The following is a 16,334-nucleotide window of genomic DNA, read 5'->3' as shown; positions in this document are numbered from 1 at the left end:
CTGGTGGCGGATGCCGCGTGTGGTCCGCGTTCTAGTCGGCGGGCCGGGCGTGCGCAAGTTGCGCTCAGGCCGCCATGATCTGCCAGCTGACCCCGAAGCGGTCGTTTACCCAGGTGAAGCGCGGCGAAAAGTCGTAGGCATCGAGCGGCATCAGCACCTCGCCGTCCCGGCCGAGGACCCCGGCGATCCGGTCGACCTCGGCGGGCGTCGTCTCGACCACCAGCGACACGGCCGGGGTGAAGTCGAACGCATGCTTCACGAGGCTGTCGAACAGGAACAGGTCCTGTCCGGCGATGGTCATGCGGACGCGGCCCGGCCCCAGCGGTGTCACGCGCAGGTCGGGGAACGCCTCGCGCCACAGCGCGACGGCGTGGTCGAAGCCGCCGTGGAACATGAGTTGGGGCGTGAGTTTCGGGGCGCTCGTCATCATTCGAGGCGCGGCCTGCGTTCGTGCGGCAGGTCGTGGCGGACCGGCGCGTCGTGGTCCGCGTGGCGCGGCTCGTCGCCTGCGCGCGTCGCCGCGATCTGCGCCTGCGCCAGCACGAACAGCCGCAGCGCGGTCGCAAGCCCGACCTCGGCCGGGCGCTCGTGGTCGATCCGCGAGATCAGTTGCGCGGGCGTCATGTGCAGGGCCCGCGCCTCGGTTTGAAGCGCGCGCCAGAACGCGTCCTCAAGGCTGACGGAGGTGGCATGTCCGTCAAGAAGCACCGAGCGCTTCACCGGCGCGGTCAGGGGCGGCAGGTTGATGGGCTGCTGCCTTATCATTCGGGGTGGTCTGTGCCGCGCGGGGCCGCAGGCTCGATCCGGTGGCCGTCGAGCAGCCGCGCCTCACGTTCCGCGGCGGTGCAGGCGGCCGCCTTGTCGGCCCGCGACACCCCGAAGCGCGCGGCGTTGGCGTCGCCCTGCCGGCGCTTATCGGCCCGGGCCTTTTGCTTTCGGAACTGCTTGAGGTTCGTGATCTCGGCCATGTCTGTGAACATACGGCATTTTCGTGCAAAAGCCAAAGGCCCACGAGGACGGCGCAAAGGATCCCCGCGACGAAAGAGAAAGGGCGCGCGAGGTCCCCCTCGCGCGCCCCCGATACCGCTTGCGGCCCGATCAGTCCTCGGGCCCGATCATCAGCTCCGGGCGCACCACGCGGTCGAAGGTTTCCTCGTCCACGTAGCCCAGCGCGACGGCTTCCTCGCGCAGCGTCGTGCCGTTCTTGTGCGCGGTCTTTGCGACCTTGGTCGCCGCGTCGTAGCCGATGGTCGGCGCCAGCGCCGTCACCAGCATCAGCGATTCCTTCATCAGCTTCTCGATCCGCGCGGTGTTCGCCTGCGTCCCCACCACCATGTTGTCGGTAAATGACGATGCCGCGTCGCCCAGCAGCTGCATCGACTGCAGCACGTTGTAGGACATCATGGGGTTGTAGACGTTCAGCTCGAAATGCCCCTGCGACCCGGCGAAGCCCACCGCCGCGTCATTCCCCATGACCTGCGCGCAGACCATCGTCAGCGCCTCGGCCTGGGTCGGGTTCACCTTGCCCGGCATGATCGACGAGCCCGGCTCGTTCTCCGGCAGGATCAGCTCGCCCAAGCCCGAACGGGGGCCCGATCCCAGCAGCCGCAGGTCGTTCGCGATCTTGAACAGGCTCGCCGCGACCGTCTTGAGCGCGCCGTGGAAGAACACCATGGCATCATGCGCGGCCAGCGCCTCGAACTTGTTGGGCGCGGTGACGAACGGCAGGCCGGTGATCGTGGCGATCTCGGCCGCGATCGCGGTGTCCCAGCCCTTCGACGTGTTCAGCCCGGTGCCGACGGCGGTGCCACCCTGCGCAAGCTCGTAGATCTGCGGCAGGCACAGGCGCACCCGCTCGATCCCCATGCGGACCTGGTGGGCGTAGCCCGAAAACTCCTGCCCCAGAGTCAGCGGCGTCGCGTCCTGGGTGTGGGTGCGGCCGATCTTGATGATGTCCTTGAACTCGTCGCGCTTGGCTTCCAGCGCGGCGGCGAGCTTGTCGAGGCCCGGCAGCAGCACGTCGCGCGCGACCATGCCGATCGCGACGTGCATCGCGGTCGGGAAGGTATCGTTCGAGGACTGGCCCATGTTGACGTGATCGTTGGGGTGGACCGGGGTCTTGGACCCGATCTCGCCACCCAGAATCTGGATCGCGCGGTTCGAGATGACCTCGTTGGCGTTCATGTTCGACTGGGTGCCCGACCCGGTCTGCCAGACCACCAGCGGGAAGTTGTCGTCGAACTTGCCCGCCACGACCTCGGACGCGGCCTGCACCATCGCGTCGCCAAGGCTCCGGTCCAGCTTGCCGGTCGCCATGTTCACCTGCGCGGCGGCCTGCTTGATGACGCCGAGCGCGCGGACGATGGCCACGGGCTGCTTTTCCCAGCCGATCGGAAAGTTCTGGATCGAACGCTGGGTCTGCGCGCCCCAGATCTTGTCGGCAGGCACTTCCAGCGGGCCGAAGCTGTCGGTTTCGGTGCGGGTCTGGGTCGGGGTGGGGGCGTCAGTCACGGGCAATCCTCCGGGGCCGGTGGGCCGTCGGCGGGCCCTGCGTACGATTGGCCGCGTTCTAGGCAAGCGGCCCGCGATTGGCAACGGATCGGCGGGGATGGCGGATCGGCACCGGGTGGGGCCGCGCCCCTACTTGCGCCACTTGTCCAGCGACACGACCTCGGCCCCCGATGCTGGCGGCGCGTCGGACGGGGACGCCTCGTCCGGCGCCGGGTCCGCTTCACCCTCGTCGTCGTTGTCGTCGCCGTCGTCGCTGTCCTGCGTCTCGAAGCGCAGGCCGAACTCGACCGAGGGGTCCACGAAGGTGCGGATCGCGTCGAAGGGGATCACCATCGGTTCGGGAGAGTTGCCGAAGTTGAGCGTGATCGAGAACCCCTCGTCGGTGACGACCAGGTTGTCGAACCAGTGCTGGATCACGATCGTCATCTCGTCGGGATAGCGGTCGCGCAGCCAGTCGGCCATCTCGACGCCGTCCTCGCGCGTGTCGAAGGTGATGAAGAAGTGGTGCTCGCCCGGCAGACCGTTGTCGGCGACGCCCTGAAGCACGTCCGCGATCAGCCCCTGCATCGCACGGTGCATCATCGCGCCATATTCGATTTCAGACATCGCCAACCTCGTTCCTCTTCCCGCGCCAGCATAGGGATTGGGGCGGGCTTGAAAAGCCCCGTGGGGGATGGCGCTGCACGTGCCGCGCGTCAGCGGACGTGCAGGCGAAGCGGCCGGAACGGGGCGGGAAAATACAGGGAATGGCGCGGTTGACGGGGCTCGAACCCGCGACCCCCGGCGTGACAGGCCGGTACTCTAACCAACTGAGCTACAACCGCGCATTCCTGCGAGCGGCGGGGTGGTGATGGCGCGGTTGACGGGGCTCGAACCCGCGACCCCCGGCGTGACAGGCCGGTACTCTAACCAACTGAGCTACAACCGCGCAGACCACCCCGATCCGATCGGAGTGGGCGGGGTTTACGAGCCGGGATTGCCCGCGTCAAGCCGATTGCGCGGGGCGGCACGAAGAAAGTCGCGGGCGTCGCCGGACGTGCGCGGACGGCCGCGTGGCCGGGGAATGCAAAAGGGCCCCGCGCGATGCGGGGCCCTTTCACGGTCGATCTTGCGCGATCAGTTCGCGGGCGCGGTGTAGGGGGGCAGATCCTTCACCTGCTCGGCGGTCGTGCCGACATAGACCCGCAGGTCCGAGCCGTCGGCGTTGCGCTGCAGCGAGACCTGGTCGAACGGATAGGCCACGTCGCGTTCGCCGATCCCCAGGAAGCCGCCGACGCCGACGATCACCTGCTGGATCTGGCCCGACGGGTCGGCGACCACGTCCTTGACCTCGCCGATGTCCTCGTCGCCGGCGGCGTAGACGTCGGCGCCGGTCAGTTCGTCACCCGCGACCTCGCCGGCGGGCACGGATTCGTAGCCTTCGCGCACGACCACGTCGGTCGCCATGACCGGCGCGACGACCGCACCGGTGGCGGCGCCGGTGGCCGTGGCCGCGGCGGTGGTCGAAGCGGCGTCCGTCGCCGTGGTGGTATCGGCGCCGGTGACGTCAACGACCGGCTCGGCCGCGTTCACGTTCACGTCCGCCTCGGTCGCCGGGGTCACGTTGACCTGCGGCGCGGCCGCGGGCTGCACGTTCACCTGAGCCTCGCCCGCCTGCTCGACGTTCACGGCCGCCTCGGGCGCCTGCGCGATCTCGACGGTGGCTTCCTCGGCCCGCTGCACGTTCACGGTCGGCTCGGCCTCGGTCACGTTGACCTGTGCCTCGGCGCTTTCGACCGAAACCTGCGGCTCGGGGTTGATGAAGCTGACGACCGGCTCGGGGGTGTCCACGGTCACGACCGGCTCGGTTTCACCCACGCGGACCTGCGGGTCGGCCAGCGCGACCGAAACGACCGGCTGCGGGATGTTGACGGTGACGGTCGGCTCGGCCTGGGTCACGTTGATGACCGGGGCGCACTGTTCCACGTTCACGGTCGGCGGGGCCTGGGTCACGGTCACGGTCGGCTGCGGCTGCTCGACGGTCACCTGCGGTGCGGCCTGGGTGACGGTCACTTCCGGGTCCGGCACCTCGACGTTCACGACCGGCTCGGCCTGCTCGACGACGACCTGGCCGCCGGGAACCGCGGCGGTCGCGGCAGGGGCGGCCGTACCAGTCGCCGCGTCGGTCGCCGTGCCAGTCGCCGTATCGGCAGCCGTGTCGGTGGTGGCGGTGGCATCGGCGGGCGTGGCGGCCGGGGGCGTGGCCGGCGGGATGGCCGGGGGCGTGGCCTGGGCGAACGCGCCGGTGGCGACGAACGAGACGGCGGCGGCAGTGCCGAGAAGCTGCTTGAGCATAGCGAAACCCTTTCAGGAAATACGATCGTGAAGCGAGCGGGTGGAAGCGTGGTGCCTCGGCAGGGCAACACATCTGCTCACGAAAACGTTCCCGAGAAGGCGCGGAAGGCGGGCACGAAAAAGGGGCGCCCAAGGGCGCCCCGTGATCGTTAAAACCCGATCATTCGCTGGCGATCAGCGCATCACGGTCGCGTTATCGAAGTCGGGCAGCGCGCGCAGCTCGTCTTCGGTGAAGTTGGTGGCGTAGAACACGTCCTCGCCCACGCGGGTCAGGTGCAGCGCATCGACGCCCAGCAGGACGCGCTTCGCGCCGATCCCAAGAAAGCCGCCGATGTCGGCGATGTAGCCGACCACGTCGCCCTCGGGGTTGAAGACGATGTCGTCAACCTTGGCGATGTCGGTCCAGTCGGCCGGGCGTTCGGTCAGCTCCGTCTGCGTGAACTCGGTCGTCGAGGGCTGGTTGGTCGTGAAGACCTGCGTGCCGATGACGGTCGACGCCAGCATGCCGGGGTTCTCGGCGCTCAGCACGGGGGCGGAGACGTCGGGGGCCACGACCGGCGCTTCGGTGGCGGCATCCGTGGAGGCTGCGTCGGTCGACATGGTGTCGGTCGACATCGTGTCGGTGGAAGTCGTCGTGTCCGCCGGCATGGTCGTGGTGTCCGCCGGCATGGTCGCGTCCGGCGTGGTCACGTCGGTTGCGGTGTCCGTCACGGCGTCGGTCGCGCTATCCACGGCGTCGGTCGCCGTATCGGCAGCGGTGTCGGTGGCGGCGTCGATCGTGTCGGTCGCCGAGTCGACGACGTCAACGTCGGTCGCACCTTCGACGGCGGTCGCGGCGGGCGCGGTCGGCGTCGCGGTGTCGGTGCCCATCGGCATCGGCGCGGTGGTCGGCGCGGTCGTCGTGGTGGCCGAAGCGTCGGGCACGGGGGTGGTCTGGGCCATTGCGAAGCCGGTCAGCGCCAGCGTCGAAGTAGCTGCAAGAAGCAGAGCTTTCATGGTCGATCCCTTTCGTGAACTCCTGCGCGAAGCGGCATCGCCGCCCGCATCGGGGACATAACCCTGCCCGTCCGTTATCGTTCCGTCGCTGACGCCGTCGTGACCGAAAAGCCCGTAAACCCATGACGAGGCGGCCGAAACCGCCCCTAACGGATGGCGCGCGGCGTGCTGATGCGGCCGCCGCAGACCGGGGCCGGCGCGCCCGTGGTGGCAGGCCCCGACGTGGGCAGCCCGCGCAGGACCCGCACCGCCAGCCAGCCGAACGCCTGCGCTTCGATCATGTCGCCGTCGAGCCCCACTGCCTCGACCGGCTGCACGTCGATGCCGGTGCGACGGGACAGCGCGGCCATCATGGTGGCGTTGTGCCGCCCGCCGCCGCAGACCAGAAGCGCCGATGGCAACGCGGGCAGCCACGCCAGCCCCGCCGCGACCGCGGCCGCCGCCGCGTGGGTCAGCGTCGCCGCCGCGTCGGCGTCGGACGCGCCCGCGACCGCGCCCGCCAGCGCCGCGAAGCTGTCGCGATCGAGCGACTTGGGCGGCCTGCGGGCAAAGAACGGGTGTTGGATAAGGCGCGCGATCACCCCCTCGTCCACGCGGCCGCTGGCGGCCAGCGCGCCGCCGTCGTCGTGCGCCAGGTTCCGCCGCGCCCGCATCAGGTCGTTCAGCGGCGCGTTCGCAGGACCGGTGTCGAAGGCCACGCACGCATCCTCCGGCGCGTCGATCCGCGGGTCGGTCCAGGTCAGGTTCCCGACCCCGCCGAGGTTCAGGAACGCGACCGGCGCGGCCTCCATCCGCTGCTGAGCCACCGACCAGCGGGCGAGCGCGTGGTGGAAGAACGGCGCCAGCGGCGCGCCCTGCCCACCCCGGCGCACGTCCTCGGTGCGAAAATCCCACACGACGCGGCGGCCGGTGCGGCGCGCCAGATCCCACCCCTGCCCCGCCTGATGGGTGCCGCGCCCGCCCGGATCATGCGCCAGCGTCTGGCCGTGAAAGCCGATCACCTGCGCCTCGGGGAAGTCGACCGCCAGCGCCGCGTGCGCGGCCACCGACAGCGCCGCCGCCTCGTCCACGCCGGGATCGCCGGGCCAGTGCCCCAGCGCCCCGTGCAGCACCCCGGCCTCGTTCCCCGCATAGGCGCGATAGGCGGACCGCCCGAAGCCCGCGATCGTCTCGCCGTCGGTGTCGATCAGGCCCGCGTCCACCCCGTCGAGCGAGGTGCCCGACATCATCCCAAGCGCCAGCATGTCCCACCCATTCCGCCGGGTCCGTCCCGCTTTTCCTTGCCCGTGACGCTCTGTATAGGCGGGCGAGACAGAAGGAAAACGCCGATGACCCTGAAGCCCCGATCCGAGTTCCTGGACACCATGATCCGGCGCGGCTACCTGGCCGACTGCACCGACCTGCAGGGCCTGGACGACGCGATGATCGCAGGCGCGGTCACGGCGTATATCGGCTATGACGCGACCGCCGCGTCGCTGCACGTGGGCCATCTTCTCAATATCATGATGCTGCGCTGGCTGCAGAAATCCGGGCACCAGCCGATCACGCTGATGGGCGGCGGCACGACCAAGGTGGGCGATCCCAGCTTCCGGTCAGACGAACGCCCGCTGCTCGGCCCCGAACAGATCCAGACGAACATCGACGGCATGCAGCGGGTGTTCGCGCAGTATCTCGACTACGGCGACGGGCGCGCCGTGATGCTGAACAACGCCGAATGGCTCGACAGCCTCAACTACCTCGATTTCCTGCGCGACATCGGGCGGCACTTCAGCATCAACCGGATGCTGTCGTTCGAAAGCGTCAAGTCGCGGCTGGACCGGGAACAGTCGCTGAGCTTCCTCGAGTTCAACTACATGATCCTGCAGGCCTACGACTTTCTCGAGCTGAACCGCCGCTACGGCTGCACGCTGCAGATGGGCGGGTCGGACCAGTGGGGCAACATCATCAACGGGATCGACCTGACGCGCCGGGTGCTGGACACGCAGGTGTTCGGCCTGACCTCGCCGCTGCTCACCACCAGCGACGGGCGCAAGATGGGCAAAAGCCAGGGCGGCGCGGTGTGGCTGTCGGGCGAGATGCTGAGCCCTTACGAGTTCTGGCAGTTCTGGCGCAACAGCACCGACGCTGACGTGGGCCGGTTCCTGAAACTGTATACCGAGCTTCCGGTCGAGGAATGCGACCGCCTGGGCGCGCTGTCGGGGTCCGAGATCAACGAGGCCAAGGTGATCCTCGCCAACGAGGTGACGACGCTGCTGCACGGCGCCAACGCCGCCGCACGGGCCGAGACGACCGCGCGCGAGGTGTTCGAGCAGGGCGGCGCGGGGGGCGATCTGGAAACGGCGACCCTGCCCCGCTCGGCCTTCGACGGCGGTGCGCTCAGCGTGCAGCAGGTGCTGGTGCAGGCGGGGCTGACCGCCTCGGGGAAGGAGGCGAAGCGTCTGATCGCCGAGGGCGGGCTGCGGCTCGACAACGAGCCGGTGACCGACCCGCAGGCGACGCTCGGCGCCGACCAGCTGGACGCGGGCATCAAGGTCTCGATCGGGCGCAAGAAGCACCGGATGCTGCGCCTTGGCTGACGCCGCCCGCCCCGACGTGCTTTGCATCGGCGCGGTGCTGTGGGACGTGATCGGCCGCACCACGCGCCGGATGCAGGCGGGCGACGACGTGCCCGGCCGCATCGCCCACATCCCCGGCGGCGTCGCGCTGAACGCGGCGGCCGAGCTTGCGCGGCGCGGGATGCGCCCGGCCGTGCTGGGCGCGGTCGGGGACGAGCCCGACGGCTGTGCGCTGGTGACCGAGATCCGGGCGCTGGGCATCATGCCAGACTGGCTGGTGCGCGACCACGGCATGCCCACCGACGTCTACATGGCGATCGAGGACGCGGGCGGCCTGATCGCCGCCATCGCTGACGCGCATTCGCTTGAGGCGGCGGGGGAGCGCGTCCTTGCGCCCCTTCGGGACGGTCGGCTCGGGTCGGTGGATGCGCCGTGGTCCGGGCCGGTCGTTCTGGACGGGAACCTGACGCAGGACCTGCTGGCCACCATCGCGGACGACCCGGCGCTGCGCGCGGCCGACCTGCGGGTGATCCCGGCCAGCCCCGGCAAGGCGGAACGGCTGTCCCCCCTCATCACCACCGGGCACGCGACGCTGTATCTGAACCTCGCCGAGGCGCAGACGCTTGCCGGCCGTCCCTGCACGGACGCGGCCGAGGCCGCCGCGCTTGTCGTCGCGCGCGGCGCGCGGCGCGTGCTGGTTACCGACGGCGCGCGTGCGGTGGCGCTTGCCGGCGCCGACGGTACCGCGCTGACCGCCCTGCCCCCCGCCGTCACCATTGCCCGCGTGACCGGCGCGGGCGACTGCTTCATGGCCGCCCACCTGGTGGCCGAACGAAGCGGCGCAGACCCCGCCCGCGCCTTGGAAGCGGCCGTCGCCGCCGCCGCAGCCCACGTCTCAGGAGCCTTCGCATGACCGACCTTCCCATCAGCTTCACCGCCGAAGTCCGCGCCGCGCTGGATCAGGGCCGCCCGGTCGTCGCACTGGAATCCACGATCATCACCCACGGGATGCCGTTCCCGCAGAACCTGGAAATGGCCCGCGACGTCGAAGCTGAGATCAGGGCGGGCGGCGCGGTTCCGGCCACCATCGCCGTGATCGACGGCACCATCCGCATCGGCCTGGACGACGCGGCGCTGGAACGCTTTGCCCAGTCGCCCGAGGGCACGGTGATGAAGCTCAGCCGCGCCGACCTCGCGGCCTGCGTGGCCACGGGGCGCACCGGCGCGACGACGGTCGCCGCCACCATGATCTGCGCGGCACTTGCGGGCATCCGCGTCTTTGCCACCGGCGGGATCGGCGGCGTCCATCGCGGGGTCGAGGACACGATGGACGTGTCGGCCGACCTGCACGAACTGGCGCAGACCGCGGTGACGGTCGTGTCGGCGGGGGCAAAGGCGATCCTGGACCTGCCCCGGACGCTGGAATTGCTGGAGACGCTCGGCGTCCCGGTGATCGCCGTCGGCCAGGACGCCCTGCCCGCGTTCTGGAGCCGCGATTCCGGCCTGCCCGCGCCCCTAAGGATGGACGATCCCGCGCAGATCGCGGCCTCGGCGCGGATGCGCCGCGCGATGGGCCTGCCCGGCGGACAGCTGGTCGTGAACCCGATCCCCGAGGACGCCGAGATCGCGCGGGCCGAGATCATGCCGGTGGTCGAACAGGCGCTGGCCGACGCGGCCGCGCAGGGGATCGCCGCCAAGGACGTGACGCCGTTCCTGCTGGACCGGATCTACGCGCTGACCGAGGGGCGGTCGCTCGTCGCCAACACGGCGCTGGTCCTCAACAACGCCCGCCTTGCCGCCAGGATCGCCGCCGCCGGGGCCTGAGCCCCGAGGGGGCGAGCCCTCAGCCGTAAAGCGGCGGCAGGTCCACCGTGTCGCGCGCGCCGATATGGTCGAGATTCGCGTCCACGAAGCCCTGCGCCGCGCTGCGGCCTGCATCGAACATCCGCGCCACCAGCCCCGGCGCGGGCATCACCTTGCTGCGCGACCCGAGCGAGGTCATCAGCTCGTCGTCGAAGATCATGTGCAGCAGCGGCTCCTTCATGTTGCGGCCGGTCAGCCGCCCTTCGGACGACAGCCGCTTCACGAACTGGATCGCGCGCAGTTCGCGCAACAGCGACGAGTTGAAGCTGATCTCGTTGATCCGGTCCTGGATCTCGACCGGGCTGCGCGGCAGGTGGTCGCGTTCCATCGGGTTCACCGCGATGACGATCACGTCGCGCGGCAGGTCCGCGCCGAACAGCGGAAAGATCGCCGGATTGCCGGAATAGCCGCCGTCCCAGAACGCCTCGCGGCGGCCGGTCGCGGGGTCGGTGATCTCAACCGCGCGAAAGAGCGTGGGCAGGCAGGCCGACGCCATCACCGCGTCCGCCGTGACCTCCGCCCCCGAAAAGATGCGGACCCGGCCCGTGCGGACGTTGGTCGCGGTCACGAACAGGCGCGGCCCGGCGTCCGTATCCAGCCGCGGATGCGGCATCCGGCGGATGATCGGGCCCAGCGGGTTGTGGTAGAACGGGCCGTAGTCATAGGGACTGAAGACCCGCGTCACGCCTTCCAGCCACGCCATCGGCGACATCATCTCGGCCAACCGCTGCATCCGTGTCGGCACGGGCAGAAAGCTCGTCATCCAGCGGACCATGCTGTTGTCGGAATACCGCGCGACCTCGGACCAGACGTGGCGCAGGTTCGCGCGCGCCGCCTCGCGCCCCGGCCGTCCGGGCGCGGTGGCGAGCCCCGCCCGCAGCGCCGCCCCGTTCAGCGCCCCGGCCGAGGTGCCGCTGATCGCGGCGATCTCGATCTCGTCGCCTTCGAGCAGGCGGTCGAGGACGCCCCAGGCGAAGGCGCCGTGCGCGCCGCCGCCCTGAAGTGCGAGGTTGACGTTGCGGGTCATCGGCGCTCTCCGTTCGGGACTGTGCGGGCTGGGGCGGCTGCGGGCGCGGTGCGGGATCGTGGCCCCGGATAACATTGCGCCGCCGCGGCTGGAATGCTTGTGTCGCAAAAGCTGCCGCGCCGCAGGGGATCAATGCCGATGCCGGATACTGCCAACCTTGCCGTGTTTGCCATGATTGCGCTGGGAATGGCGCTGACGCCCGGCCCCAACATGATCTACCTGGTCTCGCGCTCGATCTCGCAGGGGCCGCGCGCGGGGCTGATCTCGCTTTGCGGGATCGCGGCGGGATTCGTGATCTACATGCTGTGCGCCGCGCTGGGGATAACGGCGATCGTGATGGCGGTGCCATATGCCTATGACGCGCTCAGGTTCGCGGGCGCGGCCTACCTGCTGTGGCTTGCCTGGGGCGCGGTGCGGCCGGGCGGACGCTCGGCCTTCGCCGTGCGCGACCTGCCCCGGGACGGGCCGCGGCGGCTGTTTCTGATGGGGCTTTTCACCAACCTGCTGAACCCCAAGATCGCGGTGATGTATCTGTCGCTGCTGCCCCAGTTCGTCGATCCGGCGCACGGCTCCGTGCTGGGGCAGACGCTCGCGCTCGGAACGGTGCAGATCGCGATCAGCCTTGCGGTGAACGGCTGCCTCGTTGTCGGTGCGGGCGCGGTGGCGCGCTTTCTCGTGCGCCGCCCGGGCTGGGCGGCGGTCCAGCGCTGGATAATGGGATCGGTGCTGGCGGCGCTCGCGGTGAGGATGGCGACCGAAGCGCGGCGCTGACCACGGAGGCACCCATGCCCATGCCATTCACCTATCGCCACGCGACGGACGAGTTCCGCGCCTACCTGCGCGACATGCGGGAACGCTCGCTCATCGCGTCGGACAACGTGATCTACACCGGGACCGAGGCCGTGTTCCGCAGCTTTCGCGCCCGGGCCGAACCGCAGGACGTGCTGCGGCTCGGCGACGAACTGCCGTCGGTGCTGCGCGCGATCCTTGTCTGGCGCTGGGACCTTGCCGCCCCCCGCCTGCCGTGGGGCGAGCGCGAGACGGTGCGGGCCGAGATGCTGGCGCTGCGCGCCGACCACAACTTCTGCCCGCCCTCGCTGCTTGAGGACCTGCTGACCGGTATCCGCGCGACGGTGCGGGCGCGCGACTTCGACCGCGTGCTGGAAGGGATCGGGCCGCAGGCGGTGGCGTTCTGGGCGGTCTAGGGTCCGCTCAGTCCTCGACGTTCGCCTCGGCCCGGCTCTTTCCGGCCACGTTCATCGCCAGCGTCGCCGCCATGAACGCATCCAGATCGCCGTCCAGCACGCCGCCGGTGTCGCTGGTTTCCACGCCGGTCCGCAGGTCCTTGACCATCTGGTAGGGCTGCAGGACGTAGCTGCGGATCTGGTTGCCCCAGCCCGCGTCGCCCTTGGCGTCGTGGGCGGCGTTGATGGCCGCGTTCCGCTTGTCCAGTTCCAGCTGGTACAGCCGCGACCGCAGCGCGTTCATCGCCACCTCGCGGTTCTGGTGCTGCGACTTCATCGAGCTGGTCACAACGATGTTCGTCGGCAGGTGGGTGATCCGCACGGCCGAGTCGGTGGTGTTGACGTGCTGCCCGCCCGCGCCGGACGAGCGGTAGGTGTCGATGCGGATGTCGCGGTCGGGGATGTCGATCTCGATGTTGTCGTCGACGACCGGATAGACCCAGACCGACGAGAACGAGGTGTGCCGCCGCGCCGCCGAGTCGTAGGGGCTGATGCGGACCAGGCGGTGGACGCCCGATTCCGATTTCAGCCAGCCATAGGCGTTCGGGCCGCTGATCTTGTAGGCGGCGCTGCGGATCCCCGCCTCGTCGCCGTCGGTTTCGGACTGCAGCTCGACCGAGTAGCCTTTCTTCTCGGCCCAGCGGGTGTACATCCGCGCCAGCATCGACGCCCAGTCGCAGCTTTCCGTGCCGCCCGCGCCCGCGTTGATTTCCAGGAAGGTGTCGTTGCCGTCTGCCTCGCCGTTCAGCAGCGCCTCAAGCTCCTTCTGCGCGGCCTCGGCGGCGATCGCCTTGAGGTTCGCTTCGGCCTCGGCCACCAGATCGGCGTCGCCTTCGGCGTCGGCCAGTTCGACCATCTCGGCGTTGGCGTCGAGGTCGTTCGACAACCGCTTGTAGGTTTCGACCGCGTCCGACAGCACCTGCCGGTCCCGCATCAGCTTCTGCGCGCGGGCCGGATCGGACCACAGGTCGCCGTCCTCGATCATCGCGTTCATTTCCTCCAGCCGGTGCGGCGCGGTTTCCCAGTCCATCCGCTGCGCGAGCAGGCGCAGCGACTTGCGGATGGCATCGACGGTGTTCTGGGTCTCGGCGCGCATGGGTGGGGTTCCTTGGTCGGCATGCGGCCGCCACGGACGGGCGACCGGCAACAAGTCAGCGCTGATACAGCCACGCCTGCGCGGAGGCAAGCGGGGGGCGGGCAGGCCTGGGTCGGGAAGCGGGCGGAGGCCGCCCGTAAGGCTGCCTCAGTAAAGACCGCCCGACGAAATGGTCGAGGTGTCGGCCTTTTTCGGGATGACCTTCTTGCGGCCGCTCGCGGTCGTCACGGTCTGCGCCGCCTCGCGCCCCGTCACCACCCGCGGCAGCTTGTCGGGATCGACCCGGCCGAACCCGCCATCGACGACCATGACCGGGCCGCCGGTGCCCGGGCCGGTGCCGTTGCGAAAATATTCGGCGATCACGCCCTTGCCGTAGGGCACGTCGCGGAAGAAGCCGCCCGGCGGCACCTTGAACTCGGTCCCGCCGTATTCCTTGACGGCCTGTCGCATGAAGGCGTTGAACACCGGCACGCACAGCGTGCCGCCGAACGCGTCCTCGCCCAGCGTGCGCGGCGTGTCGTAACCAAGGTAGCAGCCCGCCACCAGGTTCGAGCTGAAGCCGATGAACCAGACGTCCTTGGCGTCGTTCGTGGTCCCGGTCTTGCCGGCGATCGGCACCGGCAGGTTCACACCCTTGCCCGAGCCGCGCTTGACCACGCCTTCCATCATCGAGGTAAGCTGGTAGGCGGTGACCGCATCCATCACCCGCTCGCGGTCCGACGAGATGCGGGGTCCAAGGCTCGCGGGCAGCGCGGGCTGGCCGCAAGTCTCGCACACGCGGCGGTCGTGGCGATAGATCGTGCGTCCGAAGCGGTCCTGCACCCGGTCCACCAGCGTCGGTTCCACCCGCTCGCCGCCGTTGGCGAACATCGCGTAGGCCGCGACCATCTTGAACAGCGTGGTTTCCTGCGCGCCCAGGCTGTTTGCGAGATAGGGCGACAGGTGGTCGTAGACGCCGAACCGCTCGGCGTACTTGGCGACCGTGTCCATGCCGATGTCCTGGGCGATGCGGATCGTCATCAGGTTGCGCGACTGCTCGATCCCGGTCCGCAGCGGCACGGGTCCATAGAACCCGCCGCCCGAGTTCTTGGGCGTCCACAGCCCCTGCGGCGTGTTCACGGTGATCGGCTCGTCCGCGACGATGGTGGCGGGGGTGTAGTTGTTGTCGAGCGCGGCGGCATAGACGAACGGCTTGAAGGACGATCCCGGCTGGCGCATCGCCTGCGTCGCGCGGTTGAACACAGAGGACTGGTAGGAAAACCCGCCCTGCATGGCGATGACGCGACCGGTGTTCACGTCCATCGCCATGAACCCGCCTTCGATCGAAGGCACCTGGCGCAGGGTCCAGCGGATGAAGCCGCCATCCTCGTCGCGCGTCATCCGCCGGACCAGCACCACGTCGCCCACGGCCAGCAGATCGCCCGCCTTCTTCGCCTGCGGCGCGCGCTCGCGCCCGGGCATCAGCTTCCTCGCCCAGGTCACGTCCTCGGCCACGATCCGGTGACCGTCCTCGCCCGCTTCCTCGGCGTCCTCGGCCACCCGCTCGATCCCGATCCGGGCGTCGGTCTTGCCGATTTCCAGGACGACGGCCGGATACCAGCCCGCGATGTCGCGCGGCACCTCGGCCTTCGACAGCGCCGCGCGCCACGACTGCTCGGACCCCAGGTCCTCTGCCGGGATGGTGACGCCGGTGCCGCGCCAGATGCCGATCCCGCGGTCGTATTTCTCAAGCGCGTCCTGCAGCGCCTTGGCGGCGATCTGCTGCAGCTGCGGCTCGACCGTGGCGCGGATGGCAAGGCCGCCCGTAAAGAACTCCTCCTCGCCGAACTCGCGGCTGAGCTGGCGGCGGATTTCGTCGGTGAAGTAGTCGCGCGGCGGCAGCTGCCTGCGGAACGACGGGAAGTCGCCGTTCTGCACGGTCTTGAGCGGCAGCGCCTCTTCGCGCCGGAACGTCGCCTCGTCGAGATAGCCGTTCTGCCACATCTCGCGCAGGACGTAGTTGCGCCGCTCGGTGATCCGGTCCTTGTTGGTCACGGGCGAGCGCGACGGCGACTGCGGCATCGCGGCCAGCATCGCCGCCTCGTGAGGGGCAAGCTGGTCCAGCTGCTTGTTGAAATAGGTCTGCGCGGCCGCCGCGACCCCGTAGCTGTTCTGGCCGAGAAAGATCTCGTTGAGGTAGAGTTCGAGGATCTTGTCCTTGGACAGGGTCTGTTCGACCCGCACCGCGAGGATCAGTTCCTTTACCTTGCGTTCAAGGTTGCGGTCCGAGGACAGCAGGATGTTCTTGACCACCTGCTGCGGGATGGTGGACGCGCCGCGCACGTTCGTCCCGCCCGACACCACCGCCTGCCACGCCGCGCCCGCCATGCCGACCGGATCGAAGCCGTGGTGGATGTAGAAGTTCTTGTCCTCGGCGCTGATGAAGGCGTGCTTCACCAGCTCGGGGATCTCGGACACCGGCTGGAACAGGCGGCGTTCGCGCGCGAATTCGTCGATCAGCCGGCCCTCGCCCGAATAGACCCGGCTGATGGTCTTGGGCGAATAGGCGGCGACCTCTTCGTGGCTGGGGAGGTCCTGGCCGTACATCCAGAACACGCAGCCCATCAGCAGCGCAGCGAACAGAAGCCCGGTCACGAACCAGGAAAAGATTCCGCCGATAAAGGACAAAAGAAGACGAACCACGAGGACCCCTTTGGCCGGGCGGACAG

16 protein-coding genes and 2 tRNA genes are annotated in these 16,334 nt (G+C 69.6%); 5 read left to right on the top strand and 13 right to left on the bottom strand.

Translation table 11 applies throughout. The annotated features are described in order from the left end of the window. Nucleotides 1-64: 64 nt before the first annotated feature. The 10 genes from FNF32_RS14680 to FNF32_RS14630 all read right to left on the bottom strand — a co-directional run bounded on the left by FNF32_RS14680 (nt 65) and on the right by FNF32_RS14630 (nt 7,085). The gene (locus FNF32_RS14680; RefSeq protein WP_246087860.1) at nt 65-430 is read right to left on the bottom strand and encodes a VOC family protein; all 366 of its coding nucleotides are present in this window, start codon (nt 428-430) and stop codon (nt 65-67) included. Then, nucleotides 427-765 (bottom strand): ribbon-helix-helix domain-containing protein, encoded by a 339-nt coding sequence (locus FNF32_RS14675; RefSeq protein WP_131675075.1) that lies wholly within the window; start codon nt 763-765, stop codon nt 427-429. Before FNF32_RS14675 ends, FNF32_RS14680 begins: the two co-directional genes overlap by 4 nt. Continuing rightward, nucleotides 762-968, bottom strand: coding sequence for a DUF4169 family protein (locus FNF32_RS14670; protein ID WP_131675088.1), 207 nt, complete (start codon nt 966-968; stop codon nt 762-764). Before FNF32_RS14670 ends, FNF32_RS14675 begins: the two co-directional genes overlap by 4 nt. Nucleotides 969-1,098: 130 nt before the next feature. Further along, nucleotides 1,099-2,511 carry a class II fumarate hydratase gene (gene fumC / locus FNF32_RS14665; RefSeq protein ID WP_131675074.1) on the bottom strand — a complete coding sequence of 471 codons (1,413 nt, stop codon included), beginning with the start codon at nt 2,509-2,511 and terminating at the stop codon, nt 1,099-1,101. 129 nt (nt 2,512-2,640) lie between these two features. Then, nucleotides 2,641-3,117 (bottom strand): SspB family protein, encoded by a 477-nt coding sequence (locus tag FNF32_RS14660; RefSeq protein WP_185961985.1) that lies wholly within the window; start codon nt 3,115-3,117, stop codon nt 2,641-2,643. Nucleotides 3,118-3,258: 141 nt separating this feature from the next. Continuing rightward, nucleotides 3,259-3,335 (bottom strand) — tRNA-Asp (locus tag FNF32_RS14655). 27 nt (nt 3,336-3,362) lie between these two features. Continuing rightward, a tRNA-Asp gene (locus tag FNF32_RS14650) sits at nt 3,363-3,439 on the bottom strand. Between the two features lie 188 nt (nt 3,440-3,627). Continuing rightward, nucleotides 3,628-4,845, bottom strand: a complete 1,218-nt coding sequence (locus FNF32_RS14645) for a PRC-barrel domain-containing protein (protein ID WP_185961975.1) — start codon at nt 4,843-4,845, stop codon at nt 3,628-3,630. Nucleotides 4,846-5,019: 174 nt separating this feature from the next. Then, on the bottom strand, nt 5,020-5,841 hold the full coding sequence (locus tag FNF32_RS14635; RefSeq protein ID WP_131675071.1) for a PRC-barrel domain-containing protein: 822 nt from the start codon (nt 5,839-5,841) through the stop codon (nt 5,020-5,022). A gap of 146 nt (nt 5,842-5,987) precedes the next feature. Further along, nucleotides 5,988-7,085, bottom strand: a complete 1,098-nt coding sequence (locus tag FNF32_RS14630; protein WP_143796704.1) for an anhydro-N-acetylmuramic acid kinase — start codon at nt 7,083-7,085, stop codon at nt 5,988-5,990. Between the two features lie 84 nt (nt 7,086-7,169). On the opposite strand from FNF32_RS14630, the gene tyrS reads away from it, so the two are divergent. The 3 genes from tyrS to FNF32_RS14615 are packed head-to-tail and all read left to right on the top strand — an operon-like array spanning nt 7,170 to nt 10,220. After that, nucleotides 7,170-8,417 carry a tyrosine--tRNA ligase gene (tyrS, locus tag FNF32_RS14625; protein WP_143796703.1) on the top strand — a complete coding sequence of 416 codons (1,248 nt, stop codon included), beginning with the start codon at nt 7,170-7,172 and terminating at the stop codon, nt 8,415-8,417. Further along, a complete protein-coding gene (locus FNF32_RS14620; protein WP_131674505.1) occupies nt 8,410-9,309 on the top strand; it encodes a PfkB family carbohydrate kinase in 900 nt (299 codons plus the stop codon). Before tyrS ends, FNF32_RS14620 begins: the two co-directional genes overlap by 8 nt. Further along, on the top strand, nt 9,306-10,220 hold the full coding sequence (locus FNF32_RS14615) for a pseudouridine-5'-phosphate glycosidase (protein WP_131674506.1): 915 nt from the start codon (nt 9,306-9,308) through the stop codon (nt 10,218-10,220). The genes FNF32_RS14620 and FNF32_RS14615 overlap by 4 nt, the downstream gene beginning before the upstream one ends. 19 nt (nt 10,221-10,239) lie before the next feature. Here the strand turns inward: FNF32_RS14615 and FNF32_RS14610 are convergent, their stop codons facing one another. Continuing rightward, nucleotides 10,240-11,286, bottom strand: a complete 1,047-nt coding sequence (locus FNF32_RS14610; RefSeq protein ID WP_131674507.1) for a patatin-like phospholipase family protein — start codon at nt 11,284-11,286, stop codon at nt 10,240-10,242. A gap of 138 nt (nt 11,287-11,424) precedes the next feature. On the opposite strand from FNF32_RS14610, the gene FNF32_RS14605 reads away from it, so the two are divergent. Both FNF32_RS14605 and FNF32_RS14600 read left to right on the top strand, forming a co-directional pair. Beyond that, nucleotides 11,425-12,057, top strand: a complete 633-nt coding sequence (locus FNF32_RS14605) for a LysE family translocator (RefSeq protein ID WP_131674508.1) — start codon at nt 11,425-11,427, stop codon at nt 12,055-12,057. Nucleotides 12,058-12,071: 14 nt separating this feature from the next. Next, complete coding sequence (locus tag FNF32_RS14600) at nt 12,072-12,491, top strand: DUF2267 domain-containing protein (RefSeq protein ID WP_131674509.1); 420 nt, start codon at nt 12,072-12,074, stop codon at nt 12,489-12,491. 7 nt (nt 12,492-12,498) lie between these two features. Here FNF32_RS14600 and prfB read toward each other — a convergent pair whose 3' ends face one another. Continuing rightward, on the bottom strand, nt 12,499-13,626 hold the full coding sequence (prfB, locus tag FNF32_RS14595; protein WP_131674510.1) for a peptide chain release factor 2: 1,128 nt from the start codon (nt 13,624-13,626) through the stop codon (nt 12,499-12,501). A 147-nt stretch (nt 13,627-13,773) separates the two neighbouring features. Further along, on the bottom strand, nt 13,774-16,308 hold the full coding sequence (locus FNF32_RS14590; protein ID WP_131674511.1) for a penicillin-binding protein 1A: 2,535 nt from the start codon (nt 16,306-16,308) through the stop codon (nt 13,774-13,776). Between the last annotated feature and the right edge of the window lie 26 nt (nt 16,309-16,334).

The sequence above is a fragment of the Paracoccus marinus genome (assembly GCF_007018965.1).
In the GTDB taxonomy this organism is placed as follows: Bacteria; Pseudomonadota; Alphaproteobacteria; order Rhodobacterales; family Rhodobacteraceae; genus Paracoccus; species Paracoccus marinus.
The sequence above is the reverse complement of the archived record's forward strand: the minus strand, read 5'-3'. Positions and strand labels throughout refer to the sequence as shown.